We start from the raw sequence: 20,989 nt of genomic DNA, 5'->3' as shown, positions 1-20,989 counted from the left end.
CTCATATGAGGAACGACGGTTTTTGAAACCGGAAAAAATTCCGGCCTATATATAAAATGATGCGTTCAGCCTTTGACTGCGGCGGCCACTTCAGCCGCAAAATCGCTTTCTTCCTTCTCAATACCTTCACCGAGCTGGAAGCGGATATAATCCTTAAGCACAATCGGCACACCTGCGTCTTTGCCGGCCTTTTCAACAACCTGTGCTACGGGTGTTTTGTTATCCATTACGAATATCTGGCTCAGCAGGGCGTTTTCCTTGGCGAACTTGTTCACCGCGCCTTCGACCATCTTTTCCTGCACATTTTCAGGTTTGCCGCTTTCGGCAGCCTTTTCAGAAGCAATAGCCCGCTCACGTTCGATCAGAGCAGGATCAAGCCCTTCAACGTTCAGCGCCTGCGGGAAAGCGGCAGCGATATGCATCGCAAGCTGTTTGCCAAGCGGTTCGAGAACATCCGCCGGAGCTTCACTTTCAAGAGCCACGAGCACACCGATCTTGCCCAACTCGGGTGTTACCGCATTATGCATATACGGGACGATGACACCCTTGGACACCTCAACCGTCTTCATGCGGCGAATCTGCTGGTTCTCACCGATCGTGGCCACATTGTTGGTCAGCGCATCAGCAACAGTACCGCCCTTGGGGTAATCAGCAGCCTTCAGGGCCTCCACATCGTCACCAGCGACATCGAGCGCCTTTTCGGTAACATTCTTGACAAAGCTCTGGAACTGATCGTTCTTGGCAACGAAGTCCGTTTCGGAATTAACTTCCACGGCCACACCCTTGGTGCCGGACACAGCGACACCCACCAGGCCTTCAGCAGCCGTACGGCTAGACTTTTTCTGAGCGGCAGCAAGGCCTTTGGCACGCAAAGCATCGACTGCGGCCTCAACGTCACCATTGGACTCATCGAGAGCCTTCTTGCAATCCATCATGCCCGCGCCGGTTTTTTCGCGCAGGTTCTTCACGTCAGCGGCAGTATAAGCAGCCATCGGTTTGATACCTCTTGAATAGATGTAACGGCGCCGGGCCGTTCGATTTTCGCAACGCCCGGCGCCTTAAAAGCAGTTGGTGACGAAGCGATTACGCCTGAGCGGCTTCGGTTTCAGCTACAGCAGCTTCTTCCGGCGGTGTTTCCATTTCGCCGATGTCAGCACCCGAATCGGCGACACCTTCGCTGGCGCCTGTAGTGGCGGCCTGAGCAATAGCATCGCAATAAAGGCGTACAGCACGGCTAGCGTCGTCGTTACCCGGTACCGGAAATGCAATGCCAGTCGGGTCGGTGTTGGTATCCAGAACGGCAACAACAGGAATACCCAGCACATTGGCTTCCTTAATAGCCAATTCTTCCTTGTTGGCATCGATCACGAACATTACGTCCGGAATACCGCCCATATCGCGAATACCGCCAAGCGAAAGTTCCAGCTTGTCGCGTTCGCGCGTCATCTGAAGAACTTCCTTCTTGGTGAAGCCCGATGTATCTCCGGCCAGCTTTTCCTCAATAGTCTTAAGACGCTTGATCGACTGGGAAATGGTTTTCCAGTTGGTCAACATACCACCGAGCCAGCGGTGATTCACAAAGTGCTGTCCTGATGCACGAGCAGCCTCAGCAATCGGCTCCTGAGCCTGGCGCTTGGTACCAACGAAGAGAACTTTACCACCAGCGCGAACGGTTGCATTCACGAAATCGAGAGCCCGGGCCATAAGTGGCACCGTCTGCGACAGATCGATAATGTGAACACCATTTCGCGCGCCGAAGATATACGGCTTCATCCGCGGATTCCAGCGATGGGTCTGGTGGCCAAAATGAGCACCAGCTTCAATGAGCTGCTGCATGGTGACGGTAGGTGCCGCCATAAATAAATTCCTTTCCGGTTATGCCTCTGGAAAGCATTGGGACCCAGGCGGAGATCCCGCCAGGAGCACCGGTGTGAAGTGCTTTCCATGTGGATTTGTCACATTAGACAAACCGATCACAGAATCGGCTATCAAGCGACATTGCGCGCATAGCGAAAGCTCTCGGAAGAATCCAGATGAAATTCCTTTATTCAGACCTCCGGGGGCGTAAGCGCCAGCCCAAGCTTATCCGGCACTGATCCACAACGGAGGAAATAGCGCTTGACGGACGAGAACAAATAAGGAACATTCGTTCTCGAAGAAACATTCGGACCGGAACTCCCTCAACATCTTCATTTTTCCTCCGGCCACATCAAGAAGCAAGTCCGATTTGCGGGCTACAGGAGACTTGGCAAATGACGGCATTTTTTCTTGGGCTGCTCTTCATTACCTCCGGAATGGCGGCAATTATCATCATCACTCAGAGCATCTCTCGAGCAATAGAAATCGCGCGCTTCCTCCGCCATGATCTGGCATTTCTCGAAGCTGCAAAACAGCTCGATCTAAAAGAAACAAGTATCATACAGTTTCCTGCCGAATGTCGCAGCAGCCACGGCCATTCGTTGCGCCCATGCACGCCCGAGAGAAAAAGCCGCTGGAAACGGCTACACTTCAGGAAATCTCGCTGGCAGAAGCGGCATTACGCTGCCGCCTGACTTTCGCATAGCTGTATACCCCATAAGGCATCAACAGCAGATAAATGATCGATAAGACAGCAAGTGTCCACCAAGGCTCAGTCAGCAAAGAGGCAAAGACCAGCCCAGCCACAGCAATTGCTTCCAGGCGAATAGAACGCCGCGGACGAATCGAAGTCCAGCTTAACGTAGCCAGGTTGGAGATCATCAAAAAAGCCATCACAGCCACCCACACAGCAACGATGATTGGCTCGCGGAAAATTGGTTCGCCACTCGCGATCCAAAGGTACATGGGTAAAAATGCCAGTCCTGCCCCAATAGGTGCTGGCACACCGGTAAGGAAACCAGCCGATTTATGCGGTTGTTCGTCCATATCTATCTGCGCATTAAAACGTGCCAGACGCAACGCACAACAAATTGCAAAAGCAAGCGAAGCAAACCAGCCAAAACGTGGCAGATCCTGTAAAGACCACAAGAAAAGCACCAATGCTGGCGCCATACCAAAGCTCAGTGAATCGGCAAGGCTATCCAATTCTGCACCGAAACGGGATTGGGCTTTTAACAAGCGCGCGATGCGCCCATCGATACCATCCAGCATGCCGGCAAGAATAATAGCAAAGACGCAACGCTCCCAATCACCGATTATAGCGAAGCGTATTCCGGTAAGCCCCGAACATAAAGCCGCGGCCGTAATCGCATTGGGCAGAACAGCGCGCAGGGACAACCCGCTTCCTAAGCGTCTCCCATCAGTCACAACCGAAATTTCATCCTCACTTGCTCTTGGCCCCAGCGGCCCCTGTTCGGGTTCGACGCTCACTGGCTGACACCTTCAATCAGGCATTGCCGATCGATTTCCGCGAGCACAGTTTCTCCTGCAATGACTTTTTGGCCCAGTAAAATCTTCGAATCCGTGCCTTTGGGAAGGTAAACGTCCACCCGACTCCCAAAGCGAATCAAGCCGATACGTTGTCCCACTGCAACAATATCGCCCGGTTTAACAAACGGCACAATTCGGCGGGCCACAAGGCCAGCGATCTGCGTACAGCCAATCAATTCGCCATCCGAGCGTTCGATCAAAACATGTTGTCGTTCATTTTCTTCGCTCGCCTTATCAAGATCGGCATTCATAAATTTACCGGGAATATAATGTACCCGACGTACGATACCACCAACCGGAGCCCGGTTGATGTGCACATCGAAAACCGACATGAAGATCGAAATACGAGTGACTGGTTCGGTACCCAAACCCGGCAATCCTTTAGAATCAGGAGATTGCAATTCCAGCGGAGGCGGCACCTGACTGATCAGCGTTACCAATCCATCAGCAGGAGCGATGATCATGGCATCGCCTTGAGGAACGACCCTCTCTGGATCGCGAAAAAAAGCGAACACACCCGCAGACAGAACCAATAACGGCCAGCCGACGATCTCCCAATCGAGCAGCAAAAGGAAGATCAGACTGATACCGATAGCGATCAGTCCAAATTTGCGTCCTTCAGGGTGGATAGAAGGCCAGCTCCAAGCTGCCTCCCCTCTTCCCCTATTATCAAGTAGATCTCCGGCCATTCCGCTCATCTAGAGTTTCCCTCGCGCGGTCACAAGCCGAAAGCATACCCTATCAGGGTTAAGCGCTGAAAAACGCCTGATTGCGAAGCGTTTATAACGCTGAGGTCCATTTTACTCGACGGATCTAGAAACCAAAGCTTCTGTTAGAGCCGCTTCAAATCGTTCGGGTGCCTCCACTTGTGGAGAATGCCCCAATTCTTCAAAAGCAATCAATGTTGCATCAGGCATTCGCGAAATCGCTTGCCCGACAAGATCGGGAATCGGTTTGAGACGCTCTTGTACATCAGCTGGCGCCTGACCTTTGCCGAAAGTGGTTGTATCTTTCATCCCGACCATCAAGGTCACTGGCATCGTCAACCGATCCAAATGCTGTGAAATAGGTTGCGTCAAGATCATCTCGCTAAGCTTAGCTTGTGCCAACGCCACTTTGTCACCGCCGGAACCGGCATATTGTCCTACCAGCATTTTCACCCACCGATCATAACGCGATTTCCAGTGGCCGTGATAATAAGTGTTCAGCTGGTATGAGCGGATGGAATCATAATTCACCTTTCTCTGCGCGGCATACAGCTCTGATAGGGGTTTATACGGCACACCTTCAGCCATACGGTCGGTCAGCCCAAGCGGGTTGATGAGCACCAGATGCCTAATCAGCTCTGGATACATATAAGTAATATGCATCGCCAGCATGCCACCGGTTGAATGACCAACCAGCGTCACCGGCCCATTGCTGTTCTGCTCGATCAGTTGTCGCGTAAAGTTGGCCAACATTGCAAAGGTGTACTGGGCATCTTGCGGCTTGGAGCTTTTGCAGAAGCCCACCTGATCGGGGAGGAGAACCCGGTAACCATCGCGTAACAGCCTATTCGCTGTATGCTCCCACGTAGCACCACAGAAGTTCTTCCCATGCAACAGCACTACAGTTTCACCGTTCGATAGATCGGGTTGCGGAGCCATGTAGGACATTTGGCCTTGCTGCGAGCCAATCTGGACGGGCATTTGCCTGACCACCCAAGGATAGTCGAACCCTTCCAGATTTGCCCCTAACGGGGTGATGCTATCATGGGCCTGTGCAATGGAAGGAAACGACAAAAGCATACTTGCCGTTATCACCATCAAAAATTTTCGATTTATAATTTTCATAAACAGCCCATCGACAGCATTCGAAACAATATTCTCATGCATTAACAACAGGCCAATCAGAAAGGTTCAGAAAAACTTCCAACTACTCAATTAGCACTCAAGCACAATTCGCTTTACTACCGTAATAGCCCCTTAACTATTCATAAGGCGGCTTGTGCATACCCTTAGGACTTTCGGTGAAAATCTCATGCCCTGTTTCGGTAATGCCAATCGAATGTTCGAATTGGGCCGTGAGCGACTTATCGCGAGTGACCGCCGTCCACCCATCGTTCAACAACTTTACCGCGGGTTTTCCGAGATTAATCATTGGCTCGATGGTGAAGAACATACCAGACTTGAGTTCTGGCCCGGTTCCAGCTTTCCCTGCATGCACCACCTCGGGTGAATCATGGAACAGACGGCCTAATCCATGACCGCAAAACTCACGCACGACACCATAGCGATGGCTTTCAGCGTGCTTTTGAATTGCAGCAGAAATATCCCCGAGACGAATGCCCGGTTTGGCCATATCCACACCAATCATCATACATTCATATGTCACATCGATCAGACGCCTTGCTTTGATAGACGCCTCCCCTGCCACATACATACGACTTGTATCACCATGCCAGCCATCCAGCAGAGGGGTGACATCGATGTTAAGAATGTCCCCTTCTTTTAAAACTTTGCTGGAAGGAATGCCGTGACAGACTACATGGTTGATGGAAATACAACAGCTATGCGTATAGCCACGATAACCAAGCGTAGCAGGAACCGCACCAGCATCGAGCGTCATTTCACGCACCACTCGGTCCAGTTCGGCTGTAGCCACACCCGGCTGCACCATAGGGGCAAGGGCATCGAGGATTTCTGCGGCCAGACGACCAGCTTTGCGCATTCCTTCAAAGCCTTCCGGCCCATGAAGCTTAATCGTTCCATCCCGCAGGACGGTCTCGGTTCCATCGACATGCTGATATTCGGTCATTCACTTCATGTAGCGACGAAACCTGACAATTGCGAGGGTCATTTACCCAGAACAAAGCTGCTCCGGAATTCTGGTTTCACCATTGTTTTGATTTCGGCAGTAACGGGTAGCGTGACTTCATATTCCCCTTCTACATAAGGGCCCGCATTGTAAGGCGGGACAAGAAAGCCGATGCGATCAAAGCTTTGACCATCGGACGACCCCAAAATGATTGTCGAATTTTCCACCGGGTCGATACATTCAGAAAATAGTGCGTCCGGATCACGCCTCACCGGCTCGCCCCGTTTCTTTTCACGTTCTTTATCCAGCGCATCGCAGAAAGCCTTTTCAGTAACTTTGGACAATGAAGGGCCGGAAATAAACAAATCCAGCGGGTTGCGCGCAATGTTCGCCTTCTTGTCCCAGACGAGACTGTCAAAGACATGCATTCCATGTGCCCCGCCAGTATAGGTATAGATGTTGGCGGAAAGACTCAGCCAGTCCGGCAAATCTCTCACCACTTTCCATTCAACCTGGGTGCTATAGGTACGGTAAGGATAATTGTTCTTCTCTGCCTCGGCTTTGGCAGCCTGAGCGTCCTTTTCCAACGCACTGCCAGTGTCATCCAGCCGGCTATCCATCAAGCTTGCGAGCTTGGGAATGGAGGCTACTAAGGCGGGATAGGAATAGCTGAATTCCATAAGGTCTGTCTCGACATCGATAGACCTTGGCTTCGCATCGGTAAGTTTCAGATTGTTTGCCTCGGCCTTGCTTGTTGCACTGGCACTATTATTTCTCTTTTCTCCAGACGAAGCCGTTGCCGAGCTATTCTCGGTTCCGTCAGCACAGGCAGCCACCAAAGCCGCCATTGCAAAAACCGAAACAAGTCGCTTCATCAGTCATTCCTCCCTACACAGTCCTTTAATGCACCAATACGATAGCAATCAGCAGACAGACATAACGACCATGAATGCAGAATTGATCCAACCCGATCGCGGACAGAAGGCAATTGCCATCCATCTCGTCAACACAGAGAGTATTGAGAAATTCACCCTCACGTTAAACAACTCTCAACGCGCTGCACTGGCGGCACAAAGATTCACTGGCAAAAGCTATGAAACTGCTATCGTACCTGATGGTGATGAATGGTTCGCGGTGGGCGGTGTCGCTAATCCTGAAAAATTGTCTAGTTGGTGTATGGCAAAACTCGCCGAAAACTTACCTGCGGGCACCTATCGGCTTGCTTCCGGCGAACCAGGCGTTGCGCTACATGGCTGGCAAACAGCACAATATCGCTTCACCCGTTACAAAGACAGTAAAGATGAAGAAGGACCGCGCCTTCTGTTGACGAAAGATGTGAAGGCTATCGGGCCAGCTATTGCCGAGGCCTCGGCCGTTTGTTTGGTACGCGATCTTGTCAACACGCCGGCAGAAGATATGGGCCCCTCTGCCCTGGAAGAACAGGCCGAAGCTCTCGCCAAAATGCATGGCGCCATGCTGAAAGTCACGCGTGGAGACGCGTTGCAGCAAGAATTTCCGATGGTCTACGCCGTTGGACGCGCCGCAGCTCGAAGCCATGCGCCACGTATGATAGAGATCACATGGGGTAATGAAGACGCCCCGCACTTGGCTATTGTTGGCAAGGGTGTCTGCTTCGATTCCGGTGGCCTCGATGTCAAACCCTCTTCCGGCATGCTGCTCATGAAGAAGGATATGGGTGGCAGCGCCCATGCTCTCGCTCTGGCAGGTCTAGTTATGGGAGCCGGTCTCAATGTACGCCTCCATTGCTGCATTCCTGCAGTTGAAAACGCCATCGCCGGCAATGCTTTTCGTCCAGGCGACATCTTGCGCAGCCGTAAGGGTTTGTCGGTTGAAATCGGCAATACCGATGCAGAGGGCCGTCTGATACTGGGCGATGCACTGACCCGCTGCTCGGAAGAAAAGCCCGATCTCATCATAGATTTTGCAACATTGACAGGAGCTGCCCGCGTTGCTCTCGGGCCAGATCTGCCCGCCTTATTTACCCGAAAAGACAGCACTGCGGATGCTTTACTATCGGCTGGACAAGAAAGCGACGACCCCGTTTGGCGTCTCCCTTTGCACGATGCCTATGGCGAATGGCTCCAGTCCGATACAGCCGACACGAACAATGCCCATGGCAACGCCTTTGCAGGAGCGACGGTCGCCGGACTTTTCCTGGACAAGTTTGTCGGTGAAGGAATTGACTGGGCGCATTTCGATACATTCGCATGGCGCCCTACGGCCAAGCCCGGCCGCCCCAAGGGTGGCGAGGCACTGGGCCTGCGCGCAGCATGGCGTATGCTTCAGGCGCGGTTCGGTTGATGGTTTATGACGGAAAAGCGCGAGCAAACTTGCTCAACTCCTTCATCATCGCTAAGCGCCGCGCTTTCCCTATTTCGGCATGAGACCAAACGGTGAGCTACAGCGATAACAACAATCATTCCGCGCAGTTTCCCCAAGGGCCTTTTGCGCTGTCAGGCCCGGTTACGAAACCCGATCCGCAAAGCGTGCCCATGCGCGGAGACCTCGCTCATATCGCATTGGCTGGCCGCCATTTTGTGCCACATTACGTTGTACCGCAACCTCGTATAGTGATGCCTGGCGGAGCTCGTCTGATGGCTGAACCGGATAATACTGCCGACGAAATCTGTACTCTGATGGAGGGTGACAGTTTCGAACTTCTTGATATTTCTGCCGGCTGGGGCTGGGGCTGCCTTGGCCCCAAAGGGCCGGTAGGCTATGTTCATCTCGATCATTTGGAGCCACTTTCCTGATGGCACAGACCGTGTTTATCGATGGTGCTGCCGGCACTACAGGTCTTGAAATTGCTGACAGACTATCAGGACGCAGTGAATTCGAGCTGGTGATTCTCGACGATACAAAGCGTAAGGACCCTGAGGCTCGCCGGGAAGCATTGAACACATCAGATTTCACCATTCTGTGCTTGCCGGATGATGCAGCACGAGAAGCGGTGGCTATGATCGAGAATGATAAAACACGCGTTATTGATGCCTCCACAGCTCATCGTGTCGCCGGAGGCTGGACGTATGGCTTTCCTGAGCTTGTGGGGCAGCAAGCTGTTGCCAGTGCTAAACGGGTTGCCAATCCGGGATGTTATCCTACCGGATTTCTTTCTCTTGTAGCCCCTCTGGTACGCGAAGGTCTCTTACCGGAAGACTGGCCATACACGGTCAACGCTGTTTCCGGTTATTCTGGCGGTGGGAAGACTATGATAGAACGGTTCGAAATGGATCGTGACATCGCTTTTCGCACTTATGGCCTCACCCAAAATCATAAGCATTTGCCAGAAATGCAGCGTCACGGTGGGCTAACACATGCACCGGTTTTCGCGCCCTCTGTCATTCCGGCGTTCCGCGGGATGTTGGTCGAGGTCCCCCTCCCGCTCGAAGCCATGAGGGCAGCGGCTACGCCTGAAGCCATGCGTCAAGCACTGACTGCTTTCTATGCTGATTGTCCCCTAGTCAAAATGGGAACGACGCCTGAAAACGGTGAATTGCTTATGCGCAATTCCCATGCAGCCTCCGATATGCTGGAGTTGCATATTTTCTCTGACGAAACTGGCAGTCAAGCTCGGCTCGTTGCCTTGCTCGACAACCTCGGCAAGGGCGCCAGTGGAGCTGCAGTGCAATCTCTAAACATCATGGCCGGCATTGAAGAGACTGTTGGCCTCAGACTAACTGCCTAAAATATCGGCAGGCAGCTGCCAGCATTTTAGGCAGCCAATCCCACTAATCTGCGCAGGATTCTTGTTGGAAAACCGCGCTCTGCTTCGCATTCCTTACGAATAAGCCCTTTCCCATTCGCGCATGATTGTCTAGACTCTTTTTGAGCGCCTTGGCACGATTCTTGAAGTAATTCTTCTGCAAGATTGGGTCGAGGATATGTGTCGAACCGGGAAACCGCATTTGCCCGATGCGCCGGAAAGTCGTTCAGGGGTCACGTGAAAAAAATCGAAGCGATTATCAAGCCGTTCAAGCTCGACGAGGTTAAGGAAGCACTGCACGAAGTGGGTGTCTCCGGCATTACCGTGACCGAGGCTAAAGGCTTCGGCCGCCAAAAAGGCCATACAGAGCTTTATCGCGGTGCCGAATATGTGGTCGATTTCCTTCCCAAAGTGAAACTTGAAGTCGTTGTCGATGAAGATATCGCTGAACGGGTAGTCGAAGCCATTGCCTCTGCAGCGCAGACAGGTCGTATCGGGGATGGCAAGATTTTCGTTTCACCAATTGAAACTGCGTTGCGTATCCGCACCGGCGAAAAGGGCAAAGACGCAATCTGATTTTTAATCAATTAGGCACAATGACAGCTCTTCGAGCTGTCATTGTGCCTCTTTCCACCGTTCCATTCTAAGGAAGGAAGAAAATGGCCACTGCATCTGAAATCGTTAAACGGATTAAAGATGAGGAGATCGAATGGGTTGATCTTCGCTTCACCGATCCGAAGGGCAAATGGCAGCACCTGTCGATGGTCGCCTCTGCTCTGGGCGAGGATGAGCTTGAAGAAGGCCTGATGTTTGACGGCTCCTCTATCGCCGGATGGAAGACCATCAATGAATCCGACATGATCCTCAAGCCGGATCTTGAAGAAGTCTATGTTGATCCATTCAGTGCCACGCCAATGCTGGTTGTTTTCTGCGACATCGTAGAACCATCTACCGGCGAACTGTACAGCCGCGACCCGCGTTCGACTGCAAAACGCGCCGAAGCTTATCTCAAGTCCACTGGAATTGGCGACACCGTCTTTGTCGGTCCGGAAGCTGAATTCTTCATGTTCGACGATGTTCGCTTCCAGGACGGTTATAATGGCTCGGGCTTCGAGATCGATGACATCGAACTGCCGACCAATTCCAACAGGTCCTATGATACCGGCAATATGGCGCATCGTCCGAGAGCCAAAGGCGGTTATTTTCCCGTCGCTCCAGTTGACTCTGCTGTCGATATTCGTGGTGAAATGGTCGAGACCATGCTTGAACTCGGCTTACCCTGCGACAAGCATCATCATGAAGTGGCTGCCGCCCAGCACGAACTCGGACTCACTTTCGGCACACTGACACAGACTGCCGATCGCATGCAGATCTATAAATACGTCGTCCATCAGGTCGCCAATGCCTATGGAAAGACGGCAACTTTCATGCCAAAACCAATCAAAGACGATAACGGTTCGGGTATGCATACGCACATGTCGATCTGGGCCGATGGCGTACCGACTTTTGCCGGCAACGGTTATGCCGGTCTCAGCGAGAATTGCCTTTATTATATCGGCGGTGTCATCAAGCACGCCAAGGCGCTGAACGCTTTCACCAATCCGACCACAAACAGCTATAAGCGTCTGGTACCTGGCTTTGAAGCTCCGGTTCTGCTCGCCTATTCGGCTCGTAACCGTTCGGCTTCCTGCCGCATTCCATACGGTTCGGGTGAAAAGTCGAAGCGCGTTGAGTTCCGCTTCCCTGATGCCATGGCCAATCCTTATCTGGCCTATTCCGCTCTTTTGATGGCTGGCCTGGACGGCATTCAGAACAAGATCCACCCGGGCGATGCGATGGACAAGAACCTTTACGATCTGCCACCCGCAGAACTCGCCAAGGTTCCAACAGTTTGCGGCTCGCTACGCGAAGCTCTGCTTGCCCTGGAAGCCGATAATGAATTCCTTCTGTCCGGTGACGTTTTCACCAAGGACCAGATCGAAGCCTATATGGAACTGAAGTGGGAAGAAGTAATCCGTTTCGAAACGACACCTTCGGCTGTTGAATTCGATATGTATTACAGCGCCTAATCACTCTCGATCATACTTATTGGGAAGGCGCCCGGAGCGGATCCGGGCGCCTTTTATTTATCCACCAGATTACTTCGAAACAGGAAAGCCTTTCCTACAGCTTTTTGTCCTCGCTAACTCTATTCGCTCTTTTCGCGATGGAGATTGGCAATGCGTTTCCCCGCCCCCTTTCAGATAATTAGCAATTTATTCGCCCGCGGGCTCATTTCTTCTGAGATAGCAAACATCGACACAATGCCGGAAAGCCACAGAAGCAATCCCCTGTCCTCCAATCCCAGAAAAATCGGGAAAGCCGGAATTGCGCTGATAAAACAATTTGAGAGCTGTGCCCACAAACGGCCGGATGGTTTAATAGAAGCCTATCCAGATCCTGGCACTGGCGGCGCTCCCTGGACAATTGGCTGGGGATCAACCGGAAAGGGGATCGGACCTGCCACAGTATGGACTCAGCAACAATGCGATGCACGACTGGCAAATGATCTGATACGTTATGCAACAGAGGTCGCCGAAGCGATCGGCATTTCGCCTACTACGCAAAACCAGTTCGATGCTCTGACATCTTTTCACTACAACACAGGCTCCATCGGCCGAGCAACGCTTACGCGCATGCATTGTACAGGTAACTTTGCAGGAGCTGCGAAGGAATTTGCCCGATGGAATCAGGCACAAGGGAAGGTATTGAAAGGCTTGGTGAGACGACGCGCGGCAGAGGCAAAACTTTATCTTAGGTCGCTTCACTAGTCGTATATACGTGACACGATAGAGACAACTCTTCTCGATTTTTTCACTTTCAAGCTGATGGCGGAACTTGCGCTGCCCTTCACGGGTTTGATCCGTGAAGGGAGTCCTGTTTATGCGCCGAGGCCTGCTAAATGCGATCGTGGTCGTAACGATGGGAAGTTCCGCCTTAAATGCAGCCCCTGCTGAACAAGTAAGTGGTCAGGCATCTGATTCTCAAGAGACAGGCGATAGTGCGAAAATACTCAATGGCACTTTCATTTCCCTTCCCCTGCATGCAAAACCCGATGCACAGGGTTTACCTGATCTCAAAGCTTCTCCCTCAAGAACCGCTGAGGATAACGCCCCTCTCGATAAGCTGGGCAATAAAGCGCCTCTTACTCAACTCGACAACATAAACGAACAGCCGAAAATTGCTTCTACTCCAAGCATACATGAAAAGCCTTCTTTTCTACCGGGCACAGAAGACTCAGGTACTGAAAATGCCCTAGAAGCAAATCGACATTCAAAGGGTGATATTGACCCGCCCACCCCGCTTCCCAGTCGTCATGTTAGTGCAGATGAAGAGGAACCCGCAGGAAAACACGGTAATCGCCGCTATTATACACGCAACGGGTTCACGACAGCCATCAGCAGCTCTTCTCTGCATCCGAAACTCATCAGCGGTTGCCCACCTTATTTCGTATCCGGAGAAGAAAGCTGCAAGCTAGAAGAAACAAAAGCACCATCTCCTTATAGCTTTCTCTCCCCACATCCGGAATGGTGGGGCCTGAAAGGCCGGAAGACAGGGCATTATTTCTACGATAAAGGCTATCTGGTTCATACAGCGAATGACCACGCGATTGACGGATATTTTCCGCTACCGGGAGGCGCACTTTCGCCTGGCCGCCCATGGCCGAAAAATTTCCAATCGCATAATTTACCGGACTATTACCGCGCCTATTATAATCTGGGCAGCGAAGGGGCGTATGGTTTTCTCGACAATATCGTTTATCGCACAGATCCAGAGAGCGAACTGATTACTTCTATTGCTGCTTTACTGACGGGCAGTAGCTTTACAATCGGCCAGCCCATGCCTTCCGGATATGATATTTATAATATCCCCAACGGATACCGAACGCGTTATCAGGACAGCGACAATGCGCTGTATCGGTATAGCGACGGATATATATATCGAGTGAACCCCAAGAACCGTCTGATCACTGCGGTAATCGAGCTAATCGCTTCGTGAGGAAGACGGTAACATGCTAGCAAAATCGAAAAAGCTCTGGAGCGTCACTCTGGCAACTTTACTGCTATGTGCATGCCACAAGGATTCGAAAACAGCAGAATCTTCAAGCGACAGGGTTTCTCAAAACACACTGGCAGCGAGTCTGGCAGAGGCTCCCGGCATAACTATTATTGCTACCGAGATCGAGGATAACGGACTCGCTCCTATTTTTGATGGGACTGCGCCATATACATTATTGGCTCCGCGCGATCCTGCTTTCGGAAAACTAGGTCAAGCCGGAGCGCTACTTCAACAAGAAGAGCAAGCTCCCGCAATGATGGCCATTCTACGAGACCATATCATGCCGGGATATCTGACGGTCGAAAATATCAAGGCCGCCATCGCTCGCGCCGGTGAAAGACCTGTGAAGATGCGAAATATGAGTGGGCATGAGCTCACCTTCTCTCAGCAAGGTGGCGTGATTCATATTACCGCAGCGGATGGCAGCCGCGCAAATATTGCAGGACCGGCCCGAAAAGCGAGCAATGGCATTATTCTTCCCATTGACGGGATCCTGAAAGACCTGTCACCTTCAGATTAACTCACTCTGATTATAGAATAAGAAAAGGCACTCTTAGATGGCCTTTTCTTATTCAAAAGCGTGTTATGCAAAAGGCCATCAATAGTCTTTGCTAATCTCTGCTGACACACTTTCACGCCCGATAGACGACACAGTGCCAAGTAACGAGAGCCAGCTGGTAACACGAAATTCAAGTTCCGTGGCGTTATAGCCCTGACCGTCGGTTATGATCTCGGTATAAAAGCGCTTACCGAAATTCTTACCCAGAGCGACCGCCGTTTCCCTATCAAGCGCCGGATCTGCAGGGACAATGCGTAAGCGATCCAGTCCGATTGCATTTCGTAAACTGTTGATGGGATCCATACCGCCGCCGCCGCGTAGAGATGCCAAAGCAGCACCGAGCTGAAGTGCATCTGTAGCCGACAGATCGGTAATGGAACCGCCGAAGAGCAGCCGAGCGAGAATTTCTTCCTCCGGCAAAGGCGGTGATGATTCGAAACTAATCGTTGGCTGCATAGCGTTGCCGGTTACTTTCACGGTAACGTCGAGATCCGCGACATCCGCTGAAGCAACAATATCCACTCGCGGATCAATCGGGCCATTCACATCGAAATCAATCTGCCCCCGGGTCAACTCGAACCGCGTGCTGGCAAAAGAATAAAAGCCCTGACGCGGTACAACCGTTGCCGATCCGCCGATACGCGGATCATCCGTGGTTCCACGAAGCTGAATATCAGCGCGCCATTCGCTCTCCAGCCCCATCCCGCGCACTTCGACGTTATCGTCAGCCTTAGCGTTGATCATATAGCGCCAAGGTGCCGATATCTGACTACCAGGTTCAATATCAGACGGTATGTTGATTTCCCGTGTTTTGACATCGGGCAGATTACCTTCTGCAGAGGCACCACCCAAAGCCCAATTGGCAGCATTGATAGTCAGGCGACCGGCAATCGTGCCTCCAACACCATCTGACACGATCCGCATCGGACCGGTAACAGTAGCCCCCATGCCTTCGCGATCAAGCAAATCGGCATCTTTTGCAGAAAGGCGCAAGTCGATCTTGGGACCACGATCACCCATGCCCGACAGATCCACAAAGCCGCTTCCAGTGACTGTTCCATCATTAGGAGTGGTACCGGAAAATCTCGTGAGATTGAGACGCGAACCTCGGAAAGTGCCCCGTGCCTGCATGTTCCGGACATCGCTACCCGTCAAAGCACTGGTAAGGTGAAGGTTGTTTCCTTCGAGAGAGCCCTGCACTTCAGGATTAGCAAGCGTGCCACGTATATCAGCCGCTGCTTTCAGCTCGCCCGTAATATCGAAAACCTCAATCGCAGCCAGACGCCACAAAGACTCTGCCGGACCATTATACCGAAGCTGAGCCAGAAGGTCGCCAGCCTGAAGACGTTCGATCAGGCCGCCTTCTGCAGGAAGATTGGCGATGCGTCCCTGTAACCGCCCCTTTGTATCTGCACCATCATTGATAACGGCTCGGGTCTGGAGGAGCTCAGGTGACAAATCCATCACTAGTGCCAGATCGATAGGCCTTGAAGATAGCGTCAAGCCAGATCGCGTAAGATTATTGATCATGAGCTTTGCATTGCCGGTCGGCGGACTGCCATTGCGGCCTGTCATTTCCACAAGACCGGATATCGTCCCCCCGAGCCCGACATCGGACACTGCCACATCCAGGAGAGAAAGCGACAGGTCTGCCAGCCTGACCGAAACCTGCATGGGTTTATCGCCGCCAAACCTGCCTTGCGTAATGACAAAACCATCACCGAAAGAAAGCTGCGTCTTACGTAAAATCCAGCCTCCATCCTCTTGTTTATCGAGCACCGCCCGACGCGGCATATCAATTGCCTTATTGCCATAGGCGCCCTTGGCAGCAGCTACGATCTGATCAGGAGTGACCTTACCCTGCAGCTGTAATTCGAACCGACTGCCACGCCGCCCTGTCAGTTCTGCATCGAATGTTCCTGCTCCGTCCCGCACCTTTGCCTGCGCCGCCAAACTTCCGATAAAGATCGAACCATAACCCAACCCGCGAGCACGAACAGAACCGCTAATATTAGTACTGCTATCCCCAATCCAGGCATCGGCAGTCACTCTGGCCCGGCCGATCGACAGAGGTGTGGTTCCGGCAAAAACAGCATTGCGTGCCTGAAGATTGACGTCGATCCCCTGCCCGCCATCTCGCGGCGCAAGGGAAATATTTCCATCCAGACCGCCACCAGACAGATTTAAAGCACCGGAAACGCCCCCGTCCTCAAGTCTGAGCCCGCCAGTCATTGACGTCTTCCAGATATTGAAATGATCGACCTCGATGCGTGTCGGTCCCTCTTCAGGGGTGATGAGTTCAATCACACCCTCAAACGGGCCAAGTGTCGACTGGCCTTCAGTATCGATAGCATATCCCTGCTCAATGGGAGCAAGCCCGATACGAACATCCTTCAGCCCGGCTGCAGGCAAAGGCTCTTCAAGAACAAGCACAGCGTGAGGGCCGTCATCTGCCATCTCAGCTTCAATTGTGAAGGGACCATAATCGGCATGGCGCCCGCTACCAGAAAGAGTGGCGGTATTGTCATTCAACTCGCCATTCATATTGAACTGAAGCTTACTTGACTGCAGTTTGAAGTTTTCAACACTGATCGGCCCGCTGCTTCCCAGAGCCACCCCGCCATTGAAACGAATGTCGGTACCGACATAGGTAGTGACAGCGTCGTTGGTGATCTGGGGCATCCGGCCGTTAAAATTGGCGGCCAGTCTCCAAGGACCATTATTGAAGCGGAAGCGAAATTTTGCCCCAAGATCGAGTGTGCCCACATTTTCCAACACGAAACCGCGGGCTTCAACCGGACCGGAAACTTCGTATGACGATCGGGCAATATCGCCTTTTACGGATAATGTGGCACGCAGATTGTCGAATGCGATGGCCAGCCCCTCAGCGCTTAACTGATCACCGGTCAACCGAACTGTGCCTGACACGCGGCCATGGATAAGACGAGGGTCGATGGCATCGACACCTGTCGTAACGCGATCAACCTGCAAATCGAGCGGCAAAACCCAGTTTGACCCATCGTAAGTGGCGGTGCCCTGCTGCGCCAGATTACGTGCGCCGGTGCCGCCCAGATCGACCACTCCAATCTGCACTTGGTGCGCTATGGACAGGTTGTTGAAAGCGCCGTCCAGTGTCGCCGAAATGCGAGCATCGCCGAGTTTCATTCCTTGCCCAATCAGCGAAGGGTCCGTCAGCGCAGCATCTACCGTAAAGCTTCGAAAGATATTGTCGTTAAGGTCTATCGCACCGTCCGCATCGACATTCACTGCAGCTGCACGCAAAGCGAAAGTTCCGTTTACGACACTTTGTTTCAGCGTACCGATTGCGGCAACCGAGATGACGTCGCCCATCGCCTGAGCCGGTAAGCCAGTAAGATACCGATCGGGTTTTATCTGCCCCACTAGTTTGTACTGCCCGCCGCGATTATAAAGCCGCAAGGCAAGCAGATTGGTATCCTTTTGCCGAGCTACAATCGCTCCGTCCCAACGCTGCCATGTGCCGTCACCCAGAATATCGATGTTAAAACCGTCTTCTGATCCCAGTAATTCGGCAATCAGCCCGCCAGCTGGTGCATCAATATCAACGTCGGCCTTGAATATGTCTCCATCCGGTTCGGCGTGAATCAACGCATTGAGGCGATCACCTCCGCCAAGTGCCCCATTGGCTTTGAGATACACCAGGCCGTCGCGAATATCAGTTTGCGCCCGCAGATTCACGGTGCGCTCTTCACCGGTTAGCTCCTTGGCGACGTGCAGATTATCCACCACCAGCCGGTCCACCCGGATATCGAAGCTTGGCAGAGTCGGGGCTTCGGGGTCACCCGGTTTTAGCTCAGGTGCCGCATAGAGAGTACCGTCATGCAAGATAAGGTGACGAACATCCAATCCGGTGAAGGGGAACTTATAAGGACGCCAGTTTAGCTCAATTTCCGGAATATCAAGAAACAGTTCATCATTCTTGTCATAGAAACGAACACCCTTGAGCGTACTGCTCCAAAGGACCGATCCATCGATTTCATCTACCTGCACAGTGAGACCGGAAGCCGGTGCATAACCGGAAATCTGATCAACAATAAACTGCCGTCCGGGCGGTGTATGAAGAAACAGAACAAAGAGGGCGAGCAGACCGACAATTGCCACCAGAAAGCGAGCCGACCAGCGTAACGCTGTCCGCAAAGGATTAGTGCGGCGTGTAGCCACCACCCTTTCTTCATCTTCTGCAGCGCCTTCGCCGTCAGGCATATCGGGTGTTTCGCCCTCACTCATCAGAAAGCCTGCCCCAATGCCACATACACTCCGACGGGTGCATCGGATGGTTCAGGGTTAAGCGGCACGCCCACATCGACCCTGATAGGCCCGAAACTCGTGTGATAGCGGATACCTATACCGGCACCAACCTTGATATCGCTGAACTTCGGCGTGGACGTCCGATCAACTGCACCGGCATCGACAAAAGGTACAACGGAAAGTGCACCATCGAACAGGCCTGTGCGAATACGCGCCTCAGCAGATAGTTCTGTCAGAGAACGCCCCCCGGCCGCTTCGCCGGCCGCATTGCGAGGCCCGATAGCCTGATAGCCATAGCCGCGGACAGACCCGCCGCCACCGGCATAAAGACGCCGCGATGGTGCGATGTCACTTGTCGATGCACCGGGAATCGAACCCAATCGCACCCGTCCGGCCAGTACAACGCTTTCACTGACCCGCTTGTAGTAACTCGCATCGACCTGATTGCGAATATAGAAACTATTGCTGCCTTCGGTACGAGAAATCTCCGGTGAAATACGTGCGGCCAAACGAAAACCACGATCTGGATTAAGCAGGTCGTTGGACATATCCATCTGCGCGTAAAGCGGCACAGCACCGATATAATAAGACTGCCGCGGCAACTTCACTTCATCGGAAGAAGCCTCACGCTCGCGGGTCGCAATCAGTTGTACACCTGCCGACCAGCTAAACTCTTTCTGGAAAAGAAGCGTACTGACGCGTTCGTAAGTCGCCAGAAGCGCAGCAGTATGCGCATCATATGCTTGACGGTTGAGGTTCGAGGCATAAGCATCGACTGTCAAAATACGATCGCGTCCGTTCACATTGTTGCGACGGAAAGTAACCCCCAGCAACTGCTCCTGTGTCCCTCCCACACCGCGTACACGCAGCATGCCTTCAGGTGGGAAAAGATTACGATGCTCCCAGCTTGCCTCTACCCTTGCCCCTTCCCCGGTGCCATAACCAAGGGAGCCTGCTACGGTCCGTAAAGGAGCCTTGTTCATCTCGACATTTAAGTCGACAGTACCCGGCTGATCGCCTTGGGGTTCGGTCTTCCTGACTTTGCTGATTTCAATTGTGGACACAAGACCGGTAGACTGAATAGCGCTCCGCAGATCTTCCTGATCGCTATATTTATAGGTTTCTCCCATCTCGAAACGGGCAATCTTTTCAAGATGCCGGCCAGAGAGAAAATCGGGCAGGCTACTGGTAACATGTCCAAAAACATATTTGCCCTTCGGATCGACCGGCACCGTAAGGTCACCTTCCTCCCGCTCATGGTCGATAAGAAGATCAGGTTCGCCGACTTCGGCGAAAGCATACCCATTTTCACCCAAAGCCGTGCTGAGATCACTGACTTCCTGCACAATCTTATCCTGCAAAACGGGATCACCCGGTTTGATTTCGAAAGCATCACGCAAGGTCGGATAATCATCACCGGTCTGGTCGAGCGAACCGAGATCAATGGTGCCAAAGGCATATTGAGTGCCAGGTAAAATGTCGAATCGCACGCTGGGATCAGCGTCTGAAGGCTGCTCTCCCGCTTCCGCCCCGCCCGCAGCTGTTCGGAAAACCTCTGCATTGTAATAACCGTAAATGCGCATGAGGCGCTGTATCAGTTCCTGATCTTCCTGCGCCTGCGCAATGAGGCGAGCCACACTGTCATCATCATCCAGCTCGACAATCGTGGAGAGTGATTTGAAACGATCTACGAATTGATCCTGCTCGGGAAAACTCTCCTGTTCGGCGAGAGGAAAAGCGAGAGACAATTCATCTGAAATCTGCACTTCATGAAGTGGTCGCGCACGCGGCCTGCCGCGCCTTAACTCGGCAAACTGGATGTCCTGATCCGGTTCCAGTTGCTCGACAGGCGGAACTTCATCCTCATCAGGCCAGGTAATCGTGACCAGCGGCATATCGTTCAGAGGTGTATCCGGCTCCACTTCCGAAGGCAGCGCCTGATCTTCCTGACCGGGTTCGACCTGCTGATCTTCAGGGACTCCCTGCTGTGCCCAGCCATCAGGATTGTCGACAGCAGAATCAGGAATGAGATCTTCAAGGCTTTGCGCCTGTGCACTTAACGGCACAGCGAATATGCTGACAGAAACGACGAGAGCGGCAGTCAGACGGCGCAAAGA

Annotated in this window: 18 protein-coding genes; 9 read left to right on the top strand and 9 right to left on the bottom strand. The window is 52.5% G+C overall.

The annotated features are described in order from the left end of the window. Positions 1–65 precede the first annotated feature (65 nt). Both tsf and rpsB read right to left on the bottom strand, forming a co-directional pair. On the bottom strand, positions 66–992 hold the full coding sequence (gene tsf / locus D6851_RS08170; RefSeq protein WP_120324378.1) for a translation elongation factor Ts: 927 nt from the start codon (positions 990–992) through the stop codon (positions 66–68). A gap of 91 nt (positions 993–1,083) precedes the next feature. Continuing rightward, a complete protein-coding gene (gene rpsB / locus D6851_RS08165; protein ID WP_120324377.1) occupies positions 1,084–1,857 on the bottom strand; it encodes a 30S ribosomal protein S2 in 774 nt (257 codons plus the stop codon). 395 nt (positions 1,858–2,252) lie between these two features. Here rpsB and D6851_RS17545 point away from each other — a divergent pair, with 395 nt between their 5' ends. Continuing rightward, positions 2,253–2,552: a hypothetical protein gene (locus D6851_RS17545; RefSeq protein WP_147395445.1), complete on the top strand. Its 300-nt coding sequence runs from the start codon at positions 2,253–2,255 to the stop codon at positions 2,550–2,552. Here the strand turns inward: D6851_RS17545 and D6851_RS08160 are convergent. From D6851_RS08160 to D6851_RS08140, 5 genes are all read right to left on the bottom strand, one after another. After that, a complete protein-coding gene (locus tag D6851_RS08160) occupies positions 2,509–3,321 on the bottom strand; it encodes a CDP-alcohol phosphatidyltransferase family protein (RefSeq protein ID WP_120324456.1) in 813 nt (270 codons plus the stop codon). The genes D6851_RS17545 and D6851_RS08160 overlap by 44 nt on opposite strands. A 23-nt stretch (positions 3,322–3,344) precedes the next feature. Next, positions 3,345–4,097 carry a phosphatidylserine decarboxylase gene (locus tag D6851_RS08155; RefSeq protein WP_120324455.1) on the bottom strand — a complete coding sequence of 251 codons (753 nt, stop codon included), beginning with the start codon at positions 4,095–4,097 and terminating at the stop codon, positions 3,345–3,347. A 111-nt stretch (positions 4,098–4,208) separates the two neighbouring features. Further along, a complete protein-coding gene (locus tag D6851_RS08150; protein WP_120324376.1) occupies positions 4,209–5,282 on the bottom strand; it encodes an alpha/beta fold hydrolase in 1,074 nt (357 codons plus the stop codon). A gap of 94 nt (positions 5,283–5,376) precedes the next feature. After that, a complete protein-coding gene (gene map / locus D6851_RS08145) occupies positions 5,377–6,204 on the bottom strand; it encodes a type I methionyl aminopeptidase (protein ID WP_120324375.1) in 828 nt (275 codons plus the stop codon). A 38-nt stretch (positions 6,205–6,242) separates the two neighbouring features. Further along, positions 6,243–7,079, bottom strand: a complete 837-nt coding sequence (locus tag D6851_RS08140; protein WP_120324374.1) for a DUF4163 domain-containing protein — start codon at positions 7,077–7,079, stop codon at positions 6,243–6,245. A 70-nt stretch (positions 7,080–7,149) separates the two neighbouring features. Between D6851_RS08140 and D6851_RS08135 the strand changes: the two genes are divergently transcribed. The 8 genes from D6851_RS08135 (at position 7,150) to D6851_RS08100 (ending at position 14,546) form a co-directional block, all read left to right on the top strand. Continuing rightward, entirely contained in the window at positions 7,150–8,526 is a 1,377-nt protein-coding gene (locus D6851_RS08135) for a leucyl aminopeptidase family protein (protein ID WP_120324373.1), read from the top strand. A gap of 92 nt (positions 8,527–8,618) precedes the next feature. Next, positions 8,619–8,978, top strand: a complete 360-nt coding sequence (locus tag D6851_RS08130) for a hypothetical protein (RefSeq protein WP_120324372.1) — start codon at positions 8,619–8,621, stop codon at positions 8,976–8,978. Further along, complete coding sequence (argC, locus tag D6851_RS08125) at positions 8,978–9,910, top strand: N-acetyl-gamma-glutamyl-phosphate reductase (RefSeq protein WP_120324371.1); 933 nt, start codon at positions 8,978–8,980, stop codon at positions 9,908–9,910. Before D6851_RS08130 ends, argC begins: the two co-directional genes overlap by 1 nt. A 255-nt stretch (positions 9,911–10,165) precedes the next feature. Continuing rightward, on the top strand, positions 10,166–10,504 hold the full coding sequence (locus D6851_RS08120; protein ID WP_120324370.1) for a P-II family nitrogen regulator: 339 nt from the start codon (positions 10,166–10,168) through the stop codon (positions 10,502–10,504). A gap of 83 nt (positions 10,505–10,587) precedes the next feature. Beyond that, the gene (gene glnA / locus D6851_RS08115; protein ID WP_120324369.1) at positions 10,588–11,997 is read left to right on the top strand and encodes a type I glutamate--ammonia ligase; all 1,410 of its coding nucleotides are present in this window, start codon (positions 10,588–10,590) and stop codon (positions 11,995–11,997) included. 150 nt (positions 11,998–12,147) lie between these two features. Then, positions 12,148–12,738, top strand: coding sequence for a lysozyme (locus D6851_RS08110; protein ID WP_120324368.1), 591 nt, complete (start codon positions 12,148–12,150; stop codon positions 12,736–12,738). Positions 12,739–12,850: 112 nt separating this feature from the next. After that, positions 12,851–13,966, top strand: coding sequence for a hypothetical protein (locus D6851_RS08105; protein ID WP_120324367.1), 1,116 nt, complete (start codon positions 12,851–12,853; stop codon positions 13,964–13,966). A 13-nt stretch (positions 13,967–13,979) separates the two neighbouring features. Continuing rightward, complete coding sequence (locus tag D6851_RS08100; RefSeq protein ID WP_120324366.1) at positions 13,980–14,546, top strand: fasciclin domain-containing protein; 567 nt, start codon at positions 13,980–13,982, stop codon at positions 14,544–14,546. A gap of 78 nt (positions 14,547–14,624) precedes the next feature. Here D6851_RS08100 and D6851_RS08095 read toward each other — a convergent pair whose 3' ends face one another. After that, positions 14,625–18,851: a translocation/assembly module TamB domain-containing protein gene (locus D6851_RS08095; protein WP_120324365.1), complete on the bottom strand. Its 4,227-nt coding sequence runs from the start codon at positions 18,849–18,851 to the stop codon at positions 14,625–14,627. Beyond that, positions 18,851–20,986, bottom strand: a complete 2,136-nt coding sequence (locus tag D6851_RS08090) for an autotransporter assembly complex protein TamA (protein ID WP_183030035.1) — start codon at positions 20,984–20,986, stop codon at positions 18,851–18,853. The genes D6851_RS08095 and D6851_RS08090 overlap by 1 nt, the downstream gene beginning before the upstream one ends. Between the last annotated feature and the right edge of the window lie 3 nt (positions 20,987–20,989).

This window comes from Altericroceibacterium spongiae, assembly GCF_003610805.1.
Taxonomy (GTDB): Bacteria; Pseudomonadota; Alphaproteobacteria; order Sphingomonadales; family Sphingomonadaceae; genus Altericroceibacterium; species Altericroceibacterium spongiae.
The sequence above is the reverse complement of the archived record's forward strand: the minus strand, read 5'-3'. Positions and strand labels throughout refer to the sequence as shown.